Raw genomic sequence first — 23,190 nt, forward strand, 5'->3', positions numbered from 1 at the left:
CTGCAAGGACGATCAACGACGCATGGCGCGGCGAGCGTGGTGCTGGCGGGCGTGTGGCGTGCCCACCCATGTGTGGTGAACGGGAGGGAAGCTGCCAACGTCCATGGCCATGCGGGTTTGGAGAAGGTTGCAAGCGGTCAACTGCCGTTTCCAGGGTGAGCCGGGTTGGCCGGGCTGGGCCCGCTCGGGGCCGGGTCAGGGCAAGCCCCGCGCGGCACCAGCGTGTGCCCGCTCGGCCCGATGGCCAGGTCGTCTGCGGCGCGCCGAGGCAGATGGCGAAGCAAAAAAAAGGCCACGCACTTGCGTGGCCTTTCCGGTGTCCGGAGGAGCGGCACGCGCCACCCCCGACGCCTTGACTCATTCAGCTTCGCATGGAAGACGACTGCGGCCGACGCGCGCGGGGCGAGGCGCGGCCTTGTCGTTGAAGCGCAGCGAAGTCATCGGTCATCCGTCATTCGGCCGGCCGGATGAAGTCGATCACCACGCCCTCCGGCGAGCGCTGGCGGTATTCGATCTGGATCTCCTCGCCATAGCGCGCCGTGAGCTGGCCGAGCAGGGGGATCGGGTCATGGTCGTTGACGAAGCGCATCACCTCGCCGGGCTGCAGCGTGTCGAGCGCGCCGAAGATGGCGGCGTGGCGAAAGCGCCGCGCCACGCCGCGCGCGTCGAAGCCGTAGACCGCTTCGGGCGTGCGGTGGTCGTGCCCGGGCAGGTTTTGCATGGGTTGGATCAAGGCCATGATGGAGGAGACTCCTGGGGGGTGAAGATTCGGGGGCGGCGCGCCTCAGCGCTGCAGGTGCTCGCGCTTGTGCTGCACCTCGGCCCACTCGTCGGCGTCGGGCAGGGGCGCGATCTTGCGTGAGATGGTCGGCCATTCGCGCGCCAGCTCGGCATTCAGCGGGATGTAGTCGAGTTGGTCCTTGGGCACGTCCTCGTCGGCGAAGATCGCGCTCACCGGGCACTCGGGCACGCACACGGCGCAGTCGATGCAGTCGTCCGGCTCGATCACCAGGAAGTTGGGCCCCTCGCGGAACGCGTCCGTCGGGCAGACGTCGACGCAGTCGGTGTACTTGCAGCGGATGCAGGCTTCGGTAACGACAAAGGTCATGGCAGGTCGTTGTGCAGGGAAAAACCTAAAAATGCATAATGAATGCATCTTTACTGTACGTCATGGCGCACGTGGCTGCAACGCAAGCCCGCATTGTCGACATGGCGTCCTGCCCATCGATTGCTGCCATGCGCGTGACCACGTTTACCGATTATGCATTTCGCGTGCTGATGTACCTGGCGCTGCAGGGCGAGCGGCGCGCGACGGTGGACGAGATCGCGCACGCCTACGGCATCTCGGTCAACCACCTGACCAAGGTGGTGCACCAGCTCGGGCGCTCCGGCTGGGTGCAGACGGTGCGCGGCAAGGGCGGCGGCCTGCAGCTCGGCCAGCCGGCGGCGCAGATCCGCCTGGGCGACGTGGCGCGCCTGTGCGAGGGCGACACCACCTTTGCCGCCTGCATGGTCAATGACATGAAGCACTGCCGCATCGCCTCGGCCTGCCGCCTGGCCGGCATCCTGGACCGGGCCTTCCGCACCTTCTACGCCGAATTGAACGAGCACACGCTGGCCGACCTGGTGCGCGACCCGGCGGCGTTGCGCGAGCGACTCGCGGTCGACTGAACTGAGACAACCCCGGGGTCCCGGCGTACCGCGTGCGCGCCGCCCGGGGTGGTGGCCCTGCGGCCATTGGCGCCGTGTCGTTGCCGGCGTCCTGGATCACGTGGAGCGCGGTGGCGCAACGGATACTGCTGCGGCGCGCCACGGCAGGGTCCCGTGGCGCTGGCCGGCTGGGGCGCCAGGTGCCGGATGTTCCCGATGGCCGATCTGCCGGCAGTGCGTGGGGGCTGGTGATCCCGAGCCGCCGGCGCGTCGGACAGTGGGCCGCACCCGGTCTCGCGGCCGCCGGACTGCCGCGCGGGGCCGTCGGGCCGTGTCCGGCGCAGGGCGACCAACCGGTCACAATGAAGGCTTCCATTGCAACGGGAAGGCATGTTCCATGAAGACCCACGAACCCCCGGAAACCCTGCCGGGCGTCCAGGCAGGCGCGGTCTGGTCCGCGCCCGAGGTGCCAGCGCTGTCGGAGCCTGCGCTGGCCGCGACGCTGCGCCGACGCATCGAGCGCAAGACCGTGCCCGCGGGCGCCCTGGGGTGGCTGGCCACGCTGGCCGAGCAGCTGGGATTGATCCTGGGCACGAGCGAGCCGCGCCTGCGTGAGCCGCAGCTGCTGGTGTTCGCGGCCGACCACGGCATCGCGGCGCGCGGCGTGTCGGCCTACCCGAGCGACGTGACGGGGCAGATGGTGGGCAATTTCCTGGCCGGCGGCGCGGCAGTGAGCGTGCTGGCGCGCCAGCACGGCATCGCGCAGACCGTGGTCGATTGCGGCGTGCGCCGCGACTTCGCGCCCGCGCCCGGCCTGGTGATCCGCAAGCTCGGGCCGGGCACGCAGGACTGCAGCATGGGTCCGGCGATGACGCCGGCGCAGTGCCGGCAGGCGCTGGCCAATGGCGCCGAGCTGCTGCGCACGCGGCCCGGCAACGCCCTGCTGCTCGGAGAGATGGGCATCGGCAACACCAGCGCCGCCTCGCTGCTGGTGGCGCGCCTGGGCGGCATCGACCTGGCCGATGTGACGGGGGCGGGCACCGGACTGGATGCGGCGGGCATCGCGCGCAAGACCGCCATCCTGCGCGAGGCGCTGGCGGCCAATGCCGAGGCGGTGGAGCCGCTGGACGCACTGGCGGCGCTCGGCGGCTTCGAGATCGCCACCATGGTCGGCAGCGTGCTGCAGGCCGCCAGCGAGCGGCGCGTGATCGTCGTCGATGGCTTCATTGCCAGCAGCGCGGTACTGGTGGCCAGCCGCGTCGCGCCGCCGGTGCTGCAGCGCTGCGTGTTCGCGCACCGCTCCGACGAGCGGGGCCATGCGCTGCTGCTGCGCCTGCTGGGCGTGGCACCGCTGCTGGACCTGGGCCTGCGCGTGGGCGAGGGCAGCGGGGCGGCGCTGGCCTGGCCGGTCCTGGAGTCCGCCTGCCGCATCCTCAACGAGATGGCGAGCTTCGAGTCGGCCGGGGTGTCCGACCGGGAGTGACGCTACCATGCGCGCCACGCCGAAGCGTACCGTTTCGCGTCCCGGGGGATGACGGATGACAGCGGCGCGCGCCGGCATGGCGCGGAGCGTCCCTGTCACCGAGGCGCGCCGATCATTTGTCACCTGCCAATCTTCAAGGCGAATTCCTATCGGGGAGACCGGTGTTGAAAATCTTCAAGCGAATCCTGCTCACGCTGCTGCTGGTCGTGCTCGCGGCCGGCGCCATTGGCTGGTTCAGCCTGGACAAGGAGGCGCGCGCCCTGCTGGCCACGATGCCGACGAACCGCGACATCCTGTTCTGGAGCCAGAAGCAGCGTGATGCCGCGTTCCGCGCCATGGACCGCATCGCGCTGCTGGCCAGGTGGCGCACGGCAGCACCCAGCACGCAGGCGCGGCCGCTGCCGCCCGGCCCGCCGCTCAAGCTCCCGCTGGACATCGACGCCTACATGCGCGAGCAATACGGCGCGGCGCTGCTGATCGTGCACCGGGGGCAGCTGCGGCTGGAGCGCTACGGCCTGGGCTTCGACGGCAGCGGGCGCTGGACCAGCTTTTCGGTCGCCAAGTCGTTCACCTCGACGCTGGTCGGCGCGGCGCTGAAGGACGGCTTCATCAAGAGCATGGACGACAGGGTCAGCGACTACATCACCGACATGCAGGGCTCGGCGTACGACGACGTCAGCGTGCGCCAGCTCCTCACCATGACCTCCGGCATCCGGTGGAACGAGGACTACGGCGACCCCGATTCCGACGTCGCGCGCTTCAACAACCACCCGCCCGAGCCGGGCGTGGACGCGCTGGTGAGCTACCTGAGAAAGCTGCCGCGCGCGGCACCTGCCGGCACGCGCTGGAACTACAGCACTGGCGAGACCAACCTGGTCGGCATCCTGATCAGCCGCGCGGTGGGCAAGCCGCTGACCGAATACATGCAGGAGAAGATCTGGTCGCGCATCGGCAGCGAGCAGCAGGCCACCTGGCTGCTCTCCAGGACCGGCCAGGAGATCAGCGGCTGCTGCATCCAGGCGTCGCCGCGCGACTATGCGCGCTTCGGCCTGTTCATCCTGGAGGGCGCGAGGCTGAAGGGTGAATCCGTTGTGCCCGACGGCTTCCTGCAACAGGCGACGCGCAAGCAGGCCGACATCGGCGCGCCGGGGCGCGGCTACGGCTACCAGTGGTGGACCTACGACGATGGCAGCTTTGCCGCGCGCGGCATCTTCGGCCAGGGCATCTTCATCGACCCGGCGCGCGAGCTGGTGATCGTCACCAACTCCGACTGGGCCAAGGCCGGCTCCGCCGACAACCCGCAGTACGCCGCGCGCGAGGCCTTCTATCAGGCGGTGCGCCAGGCGCTCGACGACGAGGCGGCGGGGCGCGGTGGGTGAGCTGCGCGGCGCCATCGCCGCGCGGGTGGCGTGCGGCTGCGCCACGCGCTGAAGGTGTCCCGATGCGAGCAGTGCGTCGACGTCGGCGCGTGCCACGGCCTGCATCGGCGCGGCTCCGGAGAAGCGGTAGAGCCGGCGCCGGTGCGTGGTCCGCGCACCAGTGTCGGCGAGTGTGTCAGGTAGCGCAGCGCGAACGTGCCGGCGGATGGCACGGGTACGGGCGCCGGTGCGGCTGGCGCCGGCCCGCGGCCTGGCTCAGCGGGCCACGCGGGGCGCGTCGCCGGCGTCGGCGGGTTCGCCACCGCTGTGCGGTTGGATCCACAGCATTCCACGCAAAAACGGCAGTTGGACGCGCTCGCCCGCCAGGTGGAGGTGATCGAAGCAGCGGAAGTCAGGGTTCATGCGGCTCTCGTGAAGAAGGCAAGCGGTCAACTGCCGCTTCTGGGTTCCATGGTCTTCGTCTCCTTGTGGCAGCGGTTCCATGCGCAGCGGCGGCTGGCCCAGCCGGTCGAGCAGGCAGGCGACGCCAGACAACTGCAGATGGCGGGCCGACAGGCGGAAGCTGCGCGGGCGCCGGCACAGCAGCCAGCCAAATACAATGCAGCAGCGGATGTGCAGCAGGCACCAGCGCCAGCGCTCGGTCGGCCCGAGCAACTCGCGTGCCGGAGACGGCAGCAACGCCAGCGCCACCTTTTCGTCGACGAAGCGCGCGAACAACTGTTCGGCGGCCGCGACTTCGGCCTCGCAGCCGGGCTCGGGGGCATCAGCCTCGCGCGCGAGCTGGTCGAGATCGACAGGTGGCTGCCTGGTGGCCATGGCCATCTCTCGGGAATTGAAAGCAAAACGTAACACGCGGCGTGGCTATTTGGAAGATGACGTATTCTTTCTTCTTATTGTTTACAGCTTGCCGCGTCTTGTTGCAGGCTGCCCGCCAGCGCGCCGGGCGGACAGCCTGAAGCCGACAGGACGCCCCGGCATGCAAACGCTGCGCCACTACCTGCTCGCGCTCCAGTTCTTCACCCGCATCCCGGTCACCGGGCGGCTGGCGGCCTGGGTCGGCTACAGCCCGGCCCTGCTGAATGCCAGCGCCGGGCATTTCCCGGGCGTCGGCTGGGTCGTGGGCGCGTGGGGCGCGGGCGTGTTGTGGGTGGTGCTGGCGTGGCTGCCGAGCGGGCCGCTGGCGGCACTGGTGGCGGCGGGCCTGTCCACCGCCGCCACCGCCTGGCTCACCGGCGCCTTTCACGAGGACGGCCTGGCCGACACCCTCGATGGCCTGGGCGGCAACGCCGACCGGGAGCGCGCGCTGGCGATCATGAAGGACTCGCGCATCGGCAGCTACGGCACGCTCGGCCTGCTGCTGGTGCTGCTGCTCAAGGTCGCGCTGCTGGCACTGCTGGCCCGTCACGGCGAGGTGAGCGTGGCGGCCGCGCTGCTTGCCGCCCACGTGCTGTCGCGCCTCGCGCCACTGGGCGTGATGGTCGCGCTGCCCTACGTCAGCGAGGAGGCAGGCAGCAAGTCCAAGCCCCTGGCCGAGGAGGCCGGCATTGCCACCGTCCTCGCCGGGCTGGCCTGGAGCCTGCCGGCGCTGCTGCTGCTGGCCTGGAGGTTCGGCGTGCCGGCCCTGGGGACGGCCCTGCTGCTGTCGCTGCTGGCGCTGGCTGCCATGCTGCGCCTGCTGCGCCGGCGCCTGCAGGGCTTTACCGGCGACACGCTGGGCGCCACGCAGCAGCTCTGCGAGCTGGCACTCTACCTCGGGCTGGCGTCGGCATGAGGCTGTGGCTGGTGCGCCATGCCGAGGTTCCGGCCGCGCCAGGCCTGTGCTATGGCAGCAGCGACCTGCCGGCCGATGCCGGCGCCACGCGCGCCGCCGCGCAGGCGCTGGCCCAGCGCCTGCCGGTGGGCTTGGCGATGCGCGTCTCGCCGCTGCGGCGATGTGGGCTGCTGGCGCAATCCATCGAGGCGCTGCGGGCCGATTTGGGGCCTGAAACCGACGCGCGACTGCGCGAGTTCGACTTCGGCGCCTGGGAGCAGCGGCGCTGGGCCGACATCGGGCGCGCCGAGTTCGACACCTGGATGGCCGATTTCGCCCATGCGCGACCGGGCGGCGGCGACAGCGTGGCCGAACTGATGGCGCGCGTGGCCATGGCTTGGGACGACTGGCGCGCCAGCGGGCGCGATGCGGTGTGGGTCACCCATGCCGGCGTGATCCGTGTGGCCAGGCTGCTGGCCGCTGGTCGGCGGCAGGTGTGCTCCGCGTCGGACTGGCCGGCCGACGGGCTGGCCTTTGGCGCGGTGCTGACGCTCGACGTACGGTAGCGCGGCTGTCCGCGCGCGGCCACTTCGGCCAGCGCCCGTCCGCAGGCGACGAGGTGGCGCGCAACCTGGATGATGTCGTGGTGAGCGTGCTTGATCGAGCGCGTGTCGGCGGCCGGCTCCTGGTTGACGGTCAGGGCGAGCGCCGCCGGTTGCGCTTTCAGGCGGCTGCGGAGAACCGGGCAGCGGAGGCATTCGTGGTGCCGGATGGTCCTGGTCTGGCAGCGATCGAACTGGCGCGCATGGTGGGCGTGGGGTCGCGCCACCGCCCCGATAGCGCGGCTGGCACCGGCACTTGAAGAAGGCGGGATGCAGGATTAACATGACTGTATGAATGTACAGTTATCGATGTTTGCTGCGGAGTCGCTGGCGCTGGTGCGCGACGCCGAGGGTGGCATCGTCTACCACCCTGGCTGCGTGCCTGCCGAGACGGCTTCTGCCTGGCTGGCGCAATTGCTGGCGGCCGTGCCCTGGCGCAGCCTGCGGCGCCCGATGTATGAGCGCATCATCGACGTGCCGCGCCTGATCGCCAACCTGGCCTTGCGCGATCCCGAGCGCCCGCCCTGCCTGGACGCGGCGCTGGCAGCGGTGCACGCGGTGGCGCCGGCACCCTACACCCACGTCGGCCTGAACCTGTACCGCGACGGCCGCGACAGCGTGGCGCCGCATGGCGATCGCGAGCCGGAGCTGGTGGCCGGCTGGCCGATCGCCATCGTCTCGCTGGGGGCGCCGCGCGACATGTTGATCCGCCCGACCGGCGGCGGCGCCAGCCGGCGCGTCACGCTGCAGCCGGGCAGCGTGCTGGTGATGAGCCACGCCAGCCAGTCCACGCATGAGCACGGCATCCCGAAATGCCGCGTGGCGTCCGGACCGCGTGTCAGCCTGGCGTTTCGGGTGCGGCCGCCGCGCGCGTGACGGCGGCGCTCGCCATGGCGCGGATATGCGCCTCGATCGCCGCCGCCGTGGCCAGCGGCTGTTCCATCGGGATCAGGTGCGTGCCCTCGATCATGGTCACGCGCCCCTGCGTCAGCTCGGCCGTCGCGTCCAGGCCGCCCATCTGGCGCATCTCGACCGACGAGATGCCGCCGATGAAGGCGACCGGGCGCTGCAGCGGGTGCTTGCGCAGCAGGCGGTCGAGGTTGTGCGGCAGCGTCTCGTAGATGCGCGACTCGACCTCGGGGTCGAAGGCCAGGCGCCACGTGCCCTCGGCGTCGATGGTGCCGTGATTGACATAGTCGCGCAGCACCTGGGGGTCCCAGGCGGCAAACAGCTTCTTGGCGCGGAAATGCTCGTATACCGCCTGCCGGTCGTCCCATTCCTTGCGCCGGCGCAGCGCCACCGCGCTGGGCGACAGCCGCCGCATCAGCGGCGTGCGCTTGGCCATGCGCACGGCACCGGCGCGCCAACCACTGAGCACCGGCGAGTCGAGCATCACCACGCCGCGTGCCAGCTCGGGGTGGCGCGCCGCGCACATCAGGCTCAGGATGCCGCCCATCGAGTGGCCGACCAGCCAGGGCAGGGCGCCGCCGGCCTCCTTCTTGCGTTGCGCCGCGAAGTGGGCCAGCTGGCGTTCCAGCCGGGTCCAGTTGTCGGTTACCGGGTACTTCGGGTCGTGTCCGAACTTCTCGATGGCGTGCACCGTGAAGCCGCGTGCGCGCAGGCTGTCGAGCAGCACGCGGTAGGTGCTGGCAGGGAAGCTGTTGCCGTGGGAAAAGACAATGGACGACATGGGCTGCTATTGTGCCGGGGCACCACGGCAGGGACACAATACGGGACGCGCGCCACGCTGAAGGACACGCCATGACCTCACCCCCGCCGCCGCCGTTGCCGCCCGAACTGCTCGAGGCCCTGAAGGAGCGCAACCTGGGCAAGCTGTTTCGGGTCCTGCTGCAACCGCCCGCCGCCCCCGCATCGGACCGGGCGCGCCCCACCAGGTCGACGCCTGGCGGGGCGCGCCCCCCTGCCGGCCCGGCGGCCGGGCGCGGCGCAGCCGACCCGGGCGCGCCGCGCAGCCGCGGCCGGGACCTGTCGCCGGGCGAGGTGCCGCGCTCCGGCGCCACGGCCTGGACCTGGCTGGTGCTGCTGCTCCTGGCCTACCTGGGCTATCGTCTCTGGCAGGGTTGAGAGCCTGCGCAAAATGCCGCGCACCCGCCTTGGCCGCCAAGACCCGTCCGCCCGGCGTCGCGAATGCTCGCCACGACGGCGCTTTGCCCTCGCAGGGCGCAGGCCAGCGAAGGGCTGGCCTTCTTCGTGGCGTCCGGCAGCGCCCGCGCACTGCTGGAGCCGCGCCACCCAGCCTGGATCGGAGGGGTTGTGACAAGCCTTTCGAGCGCCATCGATTCATCCTGGATCCGGCGGTTGCATGCGCCCGGCAGTGCCGTCATCGGCGTGCCAGGCCACGGTGAGCTCCGTGGCGCCAAAGGCGCCTGCGCGCCTTCGGAGCGAGCGAACGGGCGCGGCCTCTGGCTTCGTTCATGGGCCCTGAGCCGGCGCGGCTTCAGCGCCCAGGCAAGAGCTTTTTCAGCTGGTAGAGCGCTGCCAGCGCCTCGCGCGGGCTGAGCTCGTCGGGGTCGATGGCCGCGAGGGCCTGCTCGACTTCGGACGGCTCGGGCACCCCGCTCGGAGTCGGGGGCGGCGCGAACAGGTCGACCTGCGCCTGGGCGGCACTCGCGCCCTGCTCGAGCTGCTGCAGCACGTGGCGCGCGTGGCTCACCACCGCCGCCGGCACGCCCGCGAGGCGCGCCACCTGGATGCCATAGCTGCGACTGGCCGGGCCGGGTTGCAGCGCGTGCAGGAACACGATGTCGTGGCCGCTCTCGGCGGCGGCCACGTGCACGTTGCGCGCCGCGTGGTGCGTGGCGGCGAATTCGGTCAACTCGAAGTAATGGGTGGCGAACAGCGTGAAGGCCTGCAGGCGATCGTGCAGGTGGGCGGCGATGCCGCTGGCCAGCGCCAGGCCGTCGAAGGTGCTGGTGCCGCGGCCGATCTCGTCCATCAGCACCAGCGATTGGTCGGTCGCGCCGTGCAGGATCTGCGCCGCCTCGGTCATCTCCAGCATGAAGGTGGACTGGGCGTTGGCGAGGTCGTCGGCGGCGCCGATGCGGGTGTGGATGGCGTCGATCGGTCCCAGGCGGCAGCTCTGCGCCGGCACGTGCGAGCCGATCGAGGCCAGCAGCACGATCAGCGCGACCTGGCGCATGTAGGTGCTCTTGCCGCCCATGTTGGGCCCGGTGATGACCTGCATGCGCGCGCTCGGACCGAGCAGGGTGTCGTTGGCGATGAAGGGTGCGCCGCTGGTCTCGGCCAGGCGGCTTTCCACCACCGGGTGGCGGCCGGCGCGGATCTCGATGCCGGGATGCGCGGTGAATTCGGGCGCGCACCAGCCCAGCGTGAGCGAGCGCTCGGCCAGTGCCGCCAGCGCATCCAGCGTGGCGATGGCGCGGGCAAGGCGCGTGAGCTGCGGCACCTGCGGCTGCAGCTCGCCGAGCAGGTGTTCGTACAGCCATTTCTCGCGCGCCAGCGCGCGCTCCTGCGCCGAGAGGGCCTTGTCCTCGAAGGTCTTGAGTTCGGGCGTGATGAAGCGCTCGGCGTTCTTCAGCGTCTGGCGACGCCGGTAGTCGGCCGGCACCTTGTCGGCCTGCCCCTGGGTGACCTCGATGTAGAAGCCGTGCACCTTGTTGAACTGCACGCGCAGGTTGGCGATGCCGGTGCGCTGGCGCTCGCGGGCCTCCAGCTCGAGCAGGAAGGTGTCGCAGTTCTCGGCAATCGCGCGCAGTTCGTCCAGCTCGGCGTCCAGCCCCGGGGCGATCACGCCGCCATCGCGCACCAGCGCGGCCGGTTCGTCGAGCAGCGCCGCCTGCAGCAGCGCCAGCGCCTCCGGTGGCGCCACCAGGTCCTTGGCGAGCTGCCGCAGCAGCGGCGCGCCGGCTGGTTCCACGAGTGCGCGCAGCCGCGGCTTGGCGAGTGCCTGGCGCAGCGCCACCAGTTCGCGCGGGCGCGCCTGGCCGAGCGCGAGTCGTGCCGTGATGCGCTCGACGTCGCTCGTGCCCTTCAGCTCGGCGCGCAGCTTCTGCCACAGCCCGTCCTCGCGCAGCGCGTCGATGGCGACCAGGCGCGCACTGGCCTGGCCGCGGTCGCGCGCGGGCGCGAGCAGCCAGCCCTTCAGCTGGCGGCTGCCCATGCCGGTCATGCAGGTGTCGAGCAGCGAGAACAGCGTCGGCGCGTCCTCGCCGCGCAGCGTCTGCACCAGCTCCAGGTTGCGCTGCGTGGTGGCGGGCAGCTCGATCAGCTCGCCTGCGCGCTCCACCTGCAACTCGTGCACGTGCGTGAGCGCGCGCCCCTGCGTGTGCTCGGCATAGGCCAGCAGGGCACTGGCGGCGGCCGGGGCCAGCGCCAGCTCCTCGGCGTTCCAGGCCGCCAGGCTGGTGGCCTGCAGTTGCGTCAACAGCTGGCGCCGGCCCAGCGGCGCATCGAACTGGAAGCCCGGGCGGCGGGTCAAGGCCGGCGCGCGCGCGCCGGCAGGCAACGCCGCGCGCAGGCGCTGCTCGGTGGCGGAGCTGGCCTCCTGCGCCAGCAGCAGCTCGCTCGGGTTGATGCGCGCCAGCCAGCCGGCCAGCTCGTCGGCGCTGCATTCCGCCAGGTGCACCCGACCCTGGGTCACGGCCAGCCACGCCAGGCCGAAGCGCCCGCGCGCGCCGGCGTGCAGGGCCAGCAGCATGGATTCGCTCTTCTCCGCGAGCAGTTCGCTGTCGGTCAGGGTGCCGGGCGTGACCACGCGCACCACCTTGCGCTCGACCGGCCCCTTGGCGCTGGCGACGTCGCCCACCTGCTCGCAGATCGCGACCGATTCGCCCAGCCTGATCAGGCGTGCCAGGTAGCCATCGACCGAGTGGAACGGCACGCCCGCCATCGGGATCGGCTGGCCAGCGGACTGGCCGCGCGTGGTGAGCGTGATGTCCAGCAGGCGAGCCGCCTTCTCGGCGTCGGCGTAGAACATCTCGTAGAAATCCCCCATGCGGTAGAACAGCAGGGTGTCCGGGAAGTCGGCCTTCAGGCGCAGGTACTGCGCCATCATGGGCGTGTGGGCGGAGAGGTCGGGGGCAGGGCTGGACATCGGTGCGGATGGGCGCGCGGGCGGCGTCGGCAGTCCGCTATTGTCGGCAATCGCGGTGCCGATCCGTCGGCGCGTCGATTGCCTTGTCGTACGGGGTCCGTGCACGATCCATCGAACGCGCGCGTCAGCAGATCAAATGCACCGAACTTCTCCTGAGGTGGTGAGTCAGGCAGTCGCCTGCCTGCGCGACTCAACCACCTTGCGACACATGCTCGACCCTTTGTCCGTCAGTTTCTTCAGCTGGGAGAAGGACGATTTCCACGAGCGGGATCTCCCAATGTTCTGATTGCAGCGAAGCCTGGTACGCCTCGGGTGTCTGGAGTTGCGTGCGGACCATCACGGCCACGATGGAGGCGAACCCTTCCTGAAGGGGAACCTCGTCCACGCTTGCGGCCAGACGGCCAACGACCTGTCCTGCGTGTGAGTGAACGAGCCGTCCTTTGACCGCAACCGAATCCCCCGCCTGCAGAGCTGCGATCGCGCGATGAATGGGATGCGCCGGCGGCTTGCGGCCGGAAAACCCGAGGTCCATGCTGGCTGGCCCCAGCATGACGTAGCGGCGCTCGAGTTCGGTGCGGTGCCGTGGGCGCACCGCGGGCAGTTGGCCCTGCACGCCCTCGACGGTCCCGAGATCCATGAGATAGGGGTTGTGCCCGCCTTCCGCGCGCATCAGGGTCAGCGTCTGGCGCGCCCGTGTCATGGCTACGTACAGGAGGCGGCGCTCATCCTCCTGACCCCAGCGCCAGTCGGCGCAGTCCAGCACGATGACGTGATCGAATTCGAGGCCCTTGGCGGCATGTGCCGTCATCAGCTTGATGGCGTTGCCTCGGCCGTCTCGCCGAATTTCGCCGGCCGCTTCGTAGAGAAGATCGAGCAGCTCGCCGGCGGGAACGAGTTCTGCCTGGAGCGTGGCGGCAGTGTCCTCCACGATCTCCAGCAAGTCCTGAAAGACAGGATTCCGGGGGTGGGTGTGTCGCTGCCGATTCAGGTATCTGCGCAGTGCATCGAGGCGGAGCAAGCGCAGCTGACGCCGCCGCAGCGCCTGGGCCAGGACCCAGCCTTCCCGGGTCCGCATCAGTGAAATCTCTCCCTTGGCTGCTTCCGGCCCCGCGAGCTCGCACGGCAGGGCCTCGATATCACAAATGGCTCTCATCCTTTCCAGTGGCGCGTGCGTGCGACACAGGATTGCGATTTGCGACAGCTTCACGGTCGGGTCGATCTCCCGGATACGCTGGATTTCGGCATGGACCAGCTGGACCTGGAGATTGGGTTCGGCCGGGCTGGTGATCAAGCGTACCGCGCCGTGGCCTTCCTTGTCGATTTGGCTCCATCGACCCCCCGGGGGATCGTCCTTGCGCCGGGTGTCGATACGAATGGGGTGATCGACTTTCATCCGGTGCGCGCTGCGCTGGATCACATGGTTGGCCGCCGCAATGATGTTCTGGGTCGAGCGGAAATTCTCGACCAGATAGGTCAGATCGCCTTCGTAGTCGGCCCGAAAACGCCGGATGAATTCGATGTTCGCGCCCTTGAAGGAGTAGATGTTCTGGTCGTCGTCGCCAACGGCCATGATGCTCAGCCTGGTGTCCGCGTCGGCACGTCGGCGGCCAGCCAGGGCGCTGACCAGAGCGTACTGCTGCTCATCGATGTCCTGGTATTCATCCACGAAGATGTATTCGTAGCCTTGCAGCAATCGATCTCGAACGTCGTCCGCGTCGTTCAAGGTCGGGCTGTTGCCTTCGAGCAGGTCGATGGCATCCTGCAGCATCTTCCTGAAGTCGATGCTGGTGGCGGTCCGCTCGGCTCCCGCCAGACTGGTTCCTGTCAGGCGCAGCGCCATTGCGTGATAGGTCATCACCAGAACGCCTTGCGCGTCGGCTCCGGCCAGGGCCAGCAGGCGCCGACGCAGCTGGATCGCCGCGCCGCGGTTGTAGGCCAAAGCGATGATGCGTCCGGGTTGCACACGCAGCACGCGCAGCAGGTAGGCGATGCGATGCACGATCACTCGCGTCTTGCCGGATCCGGGACCGGCAAGAACCAGGTGGTTGCCGATTCTTGGCTGGGTGACCAATGCCTCCTGCACTGGGTGGCGGAGGTCGTCTACGATGCGCCGATAGGATTCGTCCGTGGTCTTGCGTTCCAGCAAGTCCGTCCGCCCACGGAAGAATTCCTTGATGAACTGCTTGTGTGGCAGGGTGAAGTAGGCCTTGACCAAGGCCGCTGCTTGCTTCGGGTCCTCGACACCGAGCTTGGCGTACTCGTGCATGACATGGGTTTGCAGCGTCCGCTCCTTGTAGAACTCCTCCAGCGGTGCAAACGACGCTTGATTGAAGCGCCTGGACGTGTCTTCCTCCATCTGGATGGTCATGGCGGAGCGGAAGACGGAGCGCCCCTTGTCCAGCTCGAGCACGCGTGTCTGGTGCAGGTACAGCAGTGCATGCTCCAGAGCCACGGCTGGTTCACGCAGCAGGGCTTTCAACGCCAGATCGTCATTGAGGGCATCGATCAGGGCCTGAGCCTTGCATTCGACCAGGCACGCGCCTTTGACGCCATCGGGAATTTCGGCCAGGAGGCGGTTCAGGGTGACTTGGGCGACGGCGCGGCGCAGTTCACAGATCCGACGGATCTGAGACCAGGGTCGGCGCAGGGTGACGCGCAGGGTGTCATCGCCCAACGACTGCAGATCGAGCATGCTGCGCTTGTCATTGCCAGGACCGAAACCATCCGCCATTGAGCGCAGGCAAGCACGGAGCTGCGTCGGATCCAGTTGGGTTTTTCCGTCGTTCAGCTTCAGACGCTGGCGCAGCTCGGTGCAGACCGCCCGCAGATTCAGGTGTTGCTGGGCCTCGTCCTGGTCGGCGCCGGGTGCCTGCTCCGCCATGAGCTCCAGAAGCTCCTTCTCCATGGCGCTCAGCAATTCCAGGCGAGAGGTGGACGCTCCCCCCACGCCACGCACCACGCGCACCGTGAGTCCGAGGTCGTTGACCAGAATTCCGAGATCGGCGAGTTGGTGGACGATGCGAAAGCATTCCTCTGGCCGAATTCCGGCGTCGAGCATCAGCTCGTCGGTGCTTAGCCCTTCAGGGGCCTCCGAGCGGAACAGGGCTGTGACGACCGCGAGGAATTGCTGCCAAACAGAGCCTTTCAGGTTGGCTTTTTCGATTCGCTCCTTGGCCTCCTGCAACGAGTTCACCCGCAGGCTGGCGGGAAACACCCTGGTGGCATTCTCGTTGCGCCTGAGAAAGCCATGGCGTTCGAGCCAGGCAATGGCGGTCATTACCTTGGTGGAAGCGTCCGGCGCATCGATGTCGATGGCGGTTCCGAAGCTTTGCGCCAGGAGTTCTTTCGCCGAAACGACGATTTCGCGCTTGCCCAGTTTCCGGGCCTGGCCGCGCAAGGCACGCAGCAAGCCGGTGAAGTCGCGCGGTGACAGCTGGGAGCGAGAGGAGAGGCGGAACTGGGTTTCCACGTCCTGTGGATCAAAGAGCAGGATGCAGTGCGCTTCTTCGCCGTCGCGGCCCGCCCGGCCTGCCTCCTGCAGATAGTTCTCCAGGGAGCCGGGAATTTCGGCGTGAATGACCATGCGGACGTTGGGCTTGTCCACTCCCATCCCAAAGGCGTTGGTGGCCGCAATCACCTGGAGCTCGCCCTCGAGAAAGCGTCGCTGGGTTTCCTTGCGCAGATCGGCGGTGAGCCCCCCGTGGTAGCAGGCGCATTGGATGCCTTGTTCTGCGACGATCTGGGCGATCGTCTCGGCATTCTTGCGGGTGGCGCAGAAGATCACGGCAGCGTCTTCCCGGTGCAAGCCGTCGCGCAGCAGCTCCACGATGCGTTGCGGCTTCTCTCCACCCGTTGTGGACACCACCGCATAGGACAGGTTTTCTCGCTCGTGACCACCCAGGAACGTCTTCAGCTGGAGCTGCAGGCTTTCCTGGAAGTGATGGCACAGATCCTCGATGACATCGGGCTTGGCCGTGGCGGTGAAGCAGGCAATCGGCGCCTGGCCCGGGAAGTGCTCTCGGATGAAACGGGAGACGTAGAGGTAGTCCGTGCGGAAATCGTGCCCCCATTTGGACAGGCAATGGGCTTCGTCGAACACCCATGTCGCGATCTCGCGCATGCGGATGGCCTCGACGAAGGTCCGGCTACGGAACTGCTCGGGCGAGACCAGCACGATGCCGATGTCGCCCAGACGGATGCGGTCCAGCACGTCCCGCCGTTCCAGCGGGGTGAGCATGCCGTTCACCGTGGCCGCGCACTGGATGTCCGCCTTCATCAGGTTCTCCACCTGATCGCGCATCAGCGATTGCAGCGGGGAAATGACCACCGTGAGGCGGCCTGACCGGCGGTAGTGGACCAGTGCGGGCAACTGGTAGCAGATCGACTTCCCGCCTCCCGTGGGCAGGACCGCCAGCAGACTCTCACGCGCCAGGCCGGCGCTGACGATGGCGCGCTGCAGGGAACCGCCGTCGGGCGCAGTCGGATGGGGTCGAAAGCCCGGCTTGTCGAACAGGGTCGACAAAAGCGACTCGGGATGATGGTTCTGACGACAGTAGACGCAGTCCGGCTGGCCACAGTCGATTTCCCGCAGTCTGGCGATCCATTGCCGGACAGCCGGCATTTCATGGAAGACCCAATGGGGCAGGATGGAGTTGCCGCCCGCGACCCGGACCCAGCTCAGGGCGAAAGCCACCGACCATGGGTCATGGTTGGTGGACGAACCCTCCATATCGGCCGCCAAGGCCTTCAGGTGGGTGGTGCAGCAACGCTCGGCAAAGCGCGCGATCACGATGCGGGCGGCCATCTCTCCGGTTGGTGCCGTTTTTTCACGGACCTGGGACAGCAGCAGGGCCATGCCCTCATCGTCCCGCAACAGGAAGTGCAGCAGTGTCAGCCACCAGGATGCCTGCTCGTGCGTTTCCAGCAGCGCCTCGACCGTCTCCTCGAACACGTTGAGCGCCACCCGTGCATCCTTGGTGGGGTTGTTGCGCTCGTCGGTGATCAGCTTGTAGCCCTTGACCAGCCTGTGGTAGGGATTGCTGGGGAAGGCGAGGGCGGACAGCTCCAGCGTGTCCAGCACAGGCCAGTGCAGGCATCCAAGCTGCGGCAGTTGGTCGCACAGCAGCGGGACATCGTGGCGCTTGAGATTGTGGCCCAGGAGCACCTTGCCTCCGTGAGCAAAGCGGTTCAAGGAGATGGCGACCGACGGGGCCTTTGCCGCCGAACAGGTGCTGTTGAACGTGTCTGCGCGGTCCGAGCGAACGGCGCCAATAGCGAAGATCCGGTTGTTCTTTTCAGGGAGAGCTTCGACGTCGACGGAAACAAGCCGTCCCTCGGCGACAATGCGTCGAGCACGTGCGCGCAAGGAATCAACAACGGGCGTTTCCATGAAAGGCCAGGCAAACAGCAAGTTGCGGAAGGGCAAACCCTTGTAACACAAAGCTACGCGTCTGCGCGTCAGGATTAATTCACGCTTCCGCGGTCTGCATGCACCGGGGCAGGCGGGTTTGCGACTCGCGGTCGTACGCAGTCAGCATCGCATGCAAGGGAATTCGTCCGGTACCTTGCTTCGGTGGGTGAGCGGGAAGTGTCAGTGACCGGCTTTTGCCGGCAATCACAGCGCCGGCCCACCGGCGCTGCGGCGGGACATGCTTCCGGCCGGCCGCCGCTGCGGGCGCAGCAGCGCCGGCCCCGCTAAACTGGACGCTCGCGTGTCGCCGGCCTCGCCCGGTCCGGGCATGCGCCGCCCCTGCCGTGGCCATGCCTGTCGTCCAGTATCCCGCCCCCGTCGCCAGCTACAACGATCGCCCTGGCGCGCTGCTGCTCGCGACGCTGGCGCTGGTCGGCGTGTTCGCCTTCCTGCAGGTGTATTCGGTGCAGTCGATCCTGCCCGAGCTGCAACGCGACCTGGGGGCCAGCGTGGTCGAGATCGGCAGCGCCGTCGGGGCGACGGTGCTGGCGGTGGCCCTGATCTCGCCGCTCATGGGCATGCTCTCCGACGCGCTCGGACGCAAGTGGCTGGTGGTGGCCTCGGTGCTGGTGCTGGCACTGCCGACGGCACTGATGATGGGCGTGACCACGGTGCGCGGGCTCACGGTGCTGCGCTTCCTGCAGGGTCTGGCCGTGCCCGGCGTGACGGTGGTGACGCTGGCCTACATCGGCGAGGAGTTCCGGCGCGCGGCGATGGCGCGCGTGATGGCGGTCTACATCACGGGCAACGTGCTGGGCGGCTTTCTCGGCCGCTTCCTGCTCGGGCACCTGACCGAGCTGATGGGCTGGCGCCCCGCCTTCGGCGTGCTGGCGGCGCTCAACCTGGCCGGCGCGGTGCTGGTCTGGCGCGTGCTGCCGGCCTCGCGCCACTTTCGCGCCAACGCACGCCTGGATGCGGCGCTGGGCACGCTCGCCGGCCTGCTGCGCAACCGGACGCTGCAGGCCGCGTGCGCGCTTGGCTTCACCGTGCTGTTCGCCCAGGTGGGCATGTTTACCTACATCAACTTCCACCTGGCCGCGGCGCCCTACCACTTCGGTCCGGCCGCATTGGCCAACGTGTTCGCCGTCTACCTGGTGGGCGTGTTGGTGACGCCGCTGGCGGGGCGCCTGATTCCGCGCTTCAGCGCGCGCCGCACCCTGCTGGCCTCCGTGCTGGCCTCGGTGCTGGGCGTGCTGCTGACGCTGCTGCCCTCGGCCGGCGGCATCGTGCTGGCGCTCACGCTGGCGTCCTGCGGTACCTTCATCACGCAGTCCGCCACCGTGAGCTACATCGCCTACCGCATCACCGAGGGGCGTTCGCTGGCCAGCGGGCTGTACTACACGGCCTACTACACGGGCGGCTTCTGCGGCGCCTGGCTGGGCGGCTTCGCCTACCACCACGGCGGCTGGCCGGGTACCGTGGCCCTGATGGCGGCGACCCAGGTGCTGGGCTGGCTGGTGGCGTGGCGTTTCATTGCGGCGCCGGCGGCGCCGCTGGCGCGGAGCTGAACCCGGGCTCGCTCGCGGGGTCCGGCGGCGCCGCCGGTACCGCGCCAGTGGCCGGGACGCCGGTGTCGGGCCGGGCGGGGGAGCGCTCCCGCAGCACGCGCTCGGCGTCCTCGCGCAGCCGGCAGGCCAGGCACGCCGCCAAGCTGAGGCGACGCAGCAACCAGGGGCCGGAGTCGGGCGCGAGGGGATCGGGCAGGTGCTCCGGCACTGCAGGCAGGGCGGGCTCGGTCGCGGCGGTTGCCGCTGCCGCTGCGCCGGTCCAGGGCTGGCCCAGGTCGAGCGCGCGCGCGATCTGCTGGCCGGCCGCGGCGAGTGGCTCGGCGATGGCCTCCAGTTGCAGGCGCTGGCGGCGCAGCAGCAGGATCGACTGGATCGCGCTGAGCTGGCCGAGCAGCTGGTAGCCATGGCCTTGCAGCTGCTCGAGCGTGGCCAGCGGCGGGCGCACGGCGCGCGGCTCGACCAGGGCGCGGCCGGTGGCCTGCACCAGCGCCGACAGCGCGTCGTAGGCCTCGCGCCGCGCCAGCCGCCAGGCCAGTTCGGGCTGGCCGGTGACCTCGGCCAGCTTGGCCAGTGCCAGCGAGTGGCGCGCGTGCTGGGCCATGGCGCGACAGACGCGGCGCACGGTGGCGGCGATCTGGTCGCGCTCCCAGGACGGCAGCACGTAGGAGAAACCCCAGGCGATCGCCGTGCCCAGCAGGGTGTCGCCGACGCGCTCGACGAAGTCGAAGGCCGGATGACTGGCAGCGTACAGCAGGTGCGCCAGCAGCAGGCCGAGCACCGATCCGGCCACGGCGGTGATGGTGTAGCGGCGCACCACGAAGGCGTGGGCGACGCCCTGGGCGACGATCACCACCAGCAGCAGCAGGACGGGCGGCGGCTCCAGCATCAGCAGGCCGACGGCCAGCAGGCTGCCCACCAGGGTGCCGAGCACGCGCTGGTTGCGCCGCTCCAGCGTCTGCGCCAGGCTGCCGCGCAGCACCACCACGATGGTCAGCAGGATCCAGTAATCGCGCGAACCCCAGGGCAGCGCCATCGCCAGGCCGTAGCCGGCGCCGATCGCGAGCGCCGCGCGCAGCGCGTGGCGCAGCGCCGGCTGGCGCCAGTGCCAGAGGCCCAGCAGGGGCTGCAGCGACCAGTAGGCCGGGCTGACGAAGAGCTGCCAGCCGCTGCGCACCGCGGACAGGTCGGGCGCTTCCTCGCCGCGCGCCAGCGCGGCAAGCTGGCGCACGGCGGCGTCCTGGTCGCCGATGCGCACGCTGATGCTGCGCAGCAGCGCCGCCTGCTCGAGCGCGTCGTCGTCCGGCGCGTCGGCATGCTGGACCGCGTCCTGCGCCTGCGCGCGCAGCGCCTCCAGCCGGTCGCGGTGGTCGTGCGCGGCCGACGGCGTGCGGCGCAGCAGCAGGGCGTCGGCCACCTGCTCGACGTCCTGTGCCATCAGCTCCAGGATCTTCGCGAGCTGCTGCAGGCTGGCGGACTGGCTGGCGTGCGCACGTTCGAGGTCGAGTTCGCCCACGATCAGGCGATCGCGCATCTCCAGCACCACCACCAGCATGCCAGCCAGCAGCTGGCGGCGCGGCGTGCCGGGTGCCTCCAGAACCAGGTCGCGTGCCGCCTGCATCTGTTCGGCCAGCGCGGCCTGGCGGCGCAACACCTCGCCCAGCGGGCGTGGGTCCTCGGTGCCGGACCCCGGGTCATCCAGCGGTCGCTCGATGCGCTGCGCATGCAGGCGCAGCAGCGCGGCCACCGACAGCAGCAGCTCGGCCAGCGCCTGGGTGCGGTAGCGGCCGTTCAGCAGCGTATTGCTGGCCGTGCCGTAGAGCACGTAGAGCACGGCGCCCAGCGCGCACCACGCGGTGCGCAGCATGGCCTCGTGCGCATCGGCGGCCGGCGCCGGCGCCATCGCCAGCAGCATGGCGAACATCAGGGCCGCGGCCACCGGCATGCCGCGGCGGCCCCAGGCGGTGGACAGGAAGGCGAGAAAGGTGCCCGGCACCAGCAGCAGGCCCAGCTCCAGCGGATGGCCGCGCAGCAACTGGACGGCGAGGAACAGCGGCACGCCGAGCAACGGTGCCGCCACCAGGTGGGCCAGCTTGCCGCGGCGCGGCCGCGGCATGTCGGGAATGAGGGCGACGATGGCGCCGACGCTGGCGTTGGTCGCGGCGTGGCTGCCCAGCAGGGCATGCACCAGGCCCGCCACCAGCAGCATGCCCAGCGCCACCGAGGCGCCATTGAGCGCAGATGCTCCGAGCAGCGTGCGGCGCGCCTGGCGCAGGTGCGTGTTCAGGGAGGGGGCCATCACGGGTCGGCGACGTGCTTGCCGGTTGCGCGCGCGGCCGGGTGGCGGCGACGCTGCGCGGCATTGTTGCACGACGGGCGCGCGGGAAACGTACCGGAAGTCAGGCCAGCCAGCCCAGCCAGTGCGTCATCACCCCATGCGCGATCGGCACGAACAGCGCCGTCGCCATGCCGTTCAGGCACATCGCGAGCGCCGCGAAACCGGCGCCGACGGGACTGACCTGCAGCTCGCGCGCCACGCCGATGGCGTGCGCGGTCAGGCCCGACACGAAGCCGCGCACGCGATCGTCTTCGATCTGCACGCGGTGCATCAACGGCCGCGTCGCGACGGCGCCGACCACGCCGGTGAAGGCGACCGCCACCGCAGCCAGCGAGGGTTGTCCGCCCAGGCGCTCGGCGACCGGGATCGCCAGCGGCATGGTCGCCGACTTGGGCGCGAGCGACACCAGCAGCTCGGGCGTTCCGCCGAAGGCCCAGGCGATGCCGACCGCCGACACCACCGCGCCGATGCAGCCGATCGCCAGCGCGAAGGTCAATGGCAGCCAGATGCGCCGCAGGCGCTCGAGCTGGCGGTACAGGGGGACCGCCAGCGCGACGGTGGCGGGCCCCAGCATCGCCTCGAGCGGCCGGATCGCCTCCCGATAGCTCTGGTAGCGCACGCCGCTGGCCAGCAGGATCGCCACCAGCAGCGCGGCACCCGTGGCCACCGGGATCAGGAACGGGCTGGCGTTGCGCCAGCGGTAGAGCCGCAGCGCGGCCGCATAGGCCGCCACGCTGACGCCGATCCACAGCACGGCCTGCGCGCCGGTGTGCAGGGTGTCCAGCAGCGCTGTCATGCGCGGGGTGGTGCGTGCGAGCGCGCCAGCGCCAGGCGCAGCGCGCCGGCCGTCAGCGCCATGGTCAGCAGCGTGCCGAGGATGCCCGCGGCCAGCAGGCCCAGCCAGTGCTCGCGCAGCAGCGCGAAGTGGTCCATGATGCCCGCCACCGCCGGCATCAGGATCAGCATCATGTGGCGCAGCAGACCATCCGCCACCAGGGCCACCGGACCGGGCACGCGGCCCAGCGCCATCAGCAGCGCCAGCAGCAGGGCCATGCCGACCAGCGCCGCCGGGATCGTCAGCTGCCAGCGCGTGACCACGTACTGCCCGGCCAGTTGCGCCAGCACCAGCACTGCCAGGCCGAGGCTGCCTTGCCCGGCGACATGCAGCGCGCGCCTGCCGCGGGCGGTCATCGTCGCCCCCGCGGGCGGGCATCATGGGTGCGGGTGGACGCGTTCATGCGGGGTGGGCGCGGGCGGCGGCCGAGGGCTGCCACGCGGGCGGAGTGGGCTCCACGTCGGGTGGCGGCTGGCGGCGGTGGCGTGGCTATGATCGTCGCATGAGCAAGGCATTCACGCGCGAGAGCGATGGCGGGGACGAGGACGACTTCGCCCTGCCGCCGCTGCCCGCGGGTGGGCGCAATTACATCACGCCGCAGGGCTACGCGCGGCTGCGCGGGGAACTGCTCGCCCTGATCGACGAGGAGCGCCCCAGGGTGGTCGAGACCGTGCACTGGGCGGCCAAGAACGGCGACCGTTCGGAAAACGGCGACTACCTCTACGGCAAGCGCCGGCTGCGCGAGATCGACCGGCGCGTCCGTTTCCTGACGCGGCGGCTGGAGATCGCCGAGGTCACCGACCCGAGCGTGCACCACGGCGGCGAGCAGGTGTTCTTCGGCGCCACCGTGACCTATGCGGACGAGCAGGGCGCGGAGCGCAGCGTCACCATCAAGGGCATCGACGAGGCCGAGAGCGCGCGCGGCGAGGTGAGCTGGATCAGCCCGATCGCGCGCACCCTGCTGCGTGCCCGCGTGGGCGACGTGCTGCAATTGCCCACGCCCGCCGGCACGGTCGAGATCGAGGTGCTGGACGTGCGGTATCCCGCACCGACGGCATCGTGAGCGCGCCGACGGCGTGACGCTGTCCGCGTCCGCCCGCCGTG

The 23,190-nt window shown here is 69.9% G+C and carries 19 protein-coding genes; 10 read left to right on the plus strand and 9 right to left on the minus strand.

Features of this window, described 5'->3' with window-relative positions:
- Nucleotides 1-451: 451 nt before the first annotated feature.
- Together PKA16_RS05045 and fdxA are read right to left on the minus strand one after the other, a co-directional pair.
- Complete coding sequence (locus tag PKA16_RS05045) at nt 452-721, minus strand: DUF2249 domain-containing protein (RefSeq protein WP_324401028.1); 270 nt, start codon at nt 719-721, stop codon at nt 452-454.
- Nucleotides 722-784: 63 nt separating this feature from the next.
- Nucleotides 785-1,108: a ferredoxin FdxA gene (gene fdxA / locus PKA16_RS05050; RefSeq protein WP_324401030.1), complete on the minus strand. Its 324-nt coding sequence runs from the start codon at nt 1,106-1,108 to the stop codon at nt 785-787.
- 38 nt (nt 1,109-1,146) lie between these two features.
- Here fdxA and PKA16_RS05055 point away from each other — a divergent pair, with 38 nt between their 5' ends.
- The 3 genes from PKA16_RS05055 to PKA16_RS05065 all read left to right on the plus strand — a co-directional run bounded on the left by PKA16_RS05055 (nt 1,147) and on the right by PKA16_RS05065 (nt 4,512).
- Nucleotides 1,147-1,671: an Rrf2 family transcriptional regulator gene (locus PKA16_RS05055; protein ID WP_324401032.1), complete on the plus strand. Its 525-nt coding sequence runs from the start codon at nt 1,147-1,149 to the stop codon at nt 1,669-1,671.
- Nucleotides 1,672-2,047: 376 nt separating this feature from the next.
- Nucleotides 2,048-3,133 (plus strand): nicotinate-nucleotide--dimethylbenzimidazole phosphoribosyltransferase, encoded by a 1,086-nt coding sequence (cobT, locus tag PKA16_RS05060; RefSeq protein WP_324401034.1) that lies wholly within the window; start codon nt 2,048-2,050, stop codon nt 3,131-3,133.
- Between the two features lie 164 nt (nt 3,134-3,297).
- A complete protein-coding gene (locus PKA16_RS05065) occupies nt 3,298-4,512 on the plus strand; it encodes a serine hydrolase (protein WP_324401036.1) in 1,215 nt (404 codons plus the stop codon).
- Between the two features lie 255 nt (nt 4,513-4,767).
- On the opposite strand, the gene PKA16_RS05070 is transcribed toward PKA16_RS05065, so the two are convergent.
- Entirely contained in the window at nt 4,768-5,334 is a 567-nt protein-coding gene (locus tag PKA16_RS05070; RefSeq protein WP_324401037.1) for a hypothetical protein, read from the minus strand.
- A 154-nt stretch (nt 5,335-5,488) separates the two neighbouring features.
- Between PKA16_RS05070 and PKA16_RS05075 the strand changes: the two genes are divergently transcribed.
- Genes PKA16_RS05075 through PKA16_RS05090 form a run of 4 tightly spaced genes read left to right on the plus strand, consistent with a single transcriptional unit; the run spans nt 5,489 to nt 7,740 of the window.
- The gene (locus PKA16_RS05075; protein ID WP_324401039.1) at nt 5,489-6,283 is read left to right on the plus strand and encodes an adenosylcobinamide-GDP ribazoletransferase; all 795 of its coding nucleotides are present in this window, start codon (nt 5,489-5,491) and stop codon (nt 6,281-6,283) included.
- On the plus strand, nt 6,280-6,828 hold the full coding sequence (locus PKA16_RS05080; protein WP_324401041.1) for a histidine phosphatase family protein: 549 nt from the start codon (nt 6,280-6,282) through the stop codon (nt 6,826-6,828). The genes PKA16_RS05075 and PKA16_RS05080 overlap by 4 nt, the downstream gene beginning before the upstream one ends.
- A gap of 53 nt (nt 6,829-6,881) precedes the next feature.
- Entirely contained in the window at nt 6,882-7,124 is a 243-nt protein-coding gene (locus tag PKA16_RS05085) for a hypothetical protein (protein ID WP_324401043.1), read from the plus strand.
- Between the two features lie 31 nt (nt 7,125-7,155).
- The gene (locus PKA16_RS05090; protein ID WP_324401045.1) at nt 7,156-7,740 is read left to right on the plus strand and encodes an alpha-ketoglutarate-dependent dioxygenase AlkB; all 585 of its coding nucleotides are present in this window, start codon (nt 7,156-7,158) and stop codon (nt 7,738-7,740) included.
- Here the strand turns inward: PKA16_RS05090 and PKA16_RS05095 are convergent.
- Nucleotides 7,703-8,554, minus strand: coding sequence for an alpha/beta hydrolase (locus PKA16_RS05095; protein WP_324401046.1), 852 nt, complete (start codon nt 8,552-8,554; stop codon nt 7,703-7,705). The two genes, PKA16_RS05090 and PKA16_RS05095, sit on opposite strands and share 38 nt — an antisense overlap.
- A gap of 71 nt (nt 8,555-8,625) precedes the next feature.
- On the opposite strand from PKA16_RS05095, the gene PKA16_RS05100 reads away from it, so the two are divergent.
- Nucleotides 8,626-8,949: a hypothetical protein gene (locus PKA16_RS05100; RefSeq protein WP_324401048.1), complete on the plus strand. Its 324-nt coding sequence runs from the start codon at nt 8,626-8,628 to the stop codon at nt 8,947-8,949.
- 373 nt (nt 8,950-9,322) lie between these two features.
- Here the strand turns inward: PKA16_RS05100 and mutS are convergent, their stop codons facing one another.
- Nucleotides 9,323-11,938, minus strand: a complete 2,616-nt coding sequence (mutS, locus tag PKA16_RS05105) for a DNA mismatch repair protein MutS (RefSeq protein WP_324401050.1) — start codon at nt 11,936-11,938, stop codon at nt 9,323-9,325.
- Between the two features lie 190 nt (nt 11,939-12,128).
- Nucleotides 12,129-17,348, minus strand: a complete 5,220-nt coding sequence (locus PKA16_RS05110) for a RecQ family ATP-dependent DNA helicase (RefSeq protein ID WP_324401051.1) — start codon at nt 17,346-17,348, stop codon at nt 12,129-12,131.
- 350 nt (nt 17,349-17,698) lie between these two features.
- Here PKA16_RS05110 and PKA16_RS05115 point away from each other — a divergent pair, with 350 nt between their 5' ends.
- A complete protein-coding gene (locus tag PKA16_RS05115) occupies nt 17,699-18,916 on the plus strand; it encodes an MFS transporter (protein WP_324401053.1) in 1,218 nt (405 codons plus the stop codon).
- On the opposite strand, the gene PKA16_RS05120 is transcribed toward PKA16_RS05115, so the two are convergent.
- From PKA16_RS05120 to PKA16_RS05130, 3 genes are all read right to left on the minus strand, one after another.
- Nucleotides 18,879-21,212: an FUSC family membrane protein gene (locus PKA16_RS05120; RefSeq protein WP_324401055.1), complete on the minus strand. Its 2,334-nt coding sequence runs from the start codon at nt 21,210-21,212 to the stop codon at nt 18,879-18,881. The two genes, PKA16_RS05115 and PKA16_RS05120, sit on opposite strands and share 38 nt — an antisense overlap.
- A 100-nt stretch (nt 21,213-21,312) precedes the next feature.
- Entirely contained in the window at nt 21,313-22,047 is a 735-nt protein-coding gene (locus PKA16_RS05125) for an LrgB family protein (protein WP_324401057.1), read from the minus strand.
- A complete protein-coding gene (locus PKA16_RS05130; RefSeq protein WP_324401059.1) occupies nt 22,044-22,442 on the minus strand; it encodes a CidA/LrgA family protein in 399 nt (132 codons plus the stop codon). Before PKA16_RS05130 ends, PKA16_RS05125 begins: the two co-directional genes overlap by 4 nt.
- A 146-nt stretch (nt 22,443-22,588) precedes the next feature.
- Here PKA16_RS05130 and greB point away from each other — a divergent pair, with 146 nt between their 5' ends.
- Nucleotides 22,589-23,149, plus strand: a complete 561-nt coding sequence (gene greB, locus PKA16_RS05135; RefSeq protein WP_324401061.1) for a transcription elongation factor GreB — start codon at nt 22,589-22,591, stop codon at nt 23,147-23,149.
- The last annotated feature ends 41 nt before the right edge of the window (nt 23,150-23,190 follow it).

It is taken from the genome of Ottowia sp., assembly GCF_035325765.1.
Lineage (GTDB): Bacteria > Pseudomonadota > Gammaproteobacteria > Burkholderiales > Burkholderiaceae_C > Ottowia.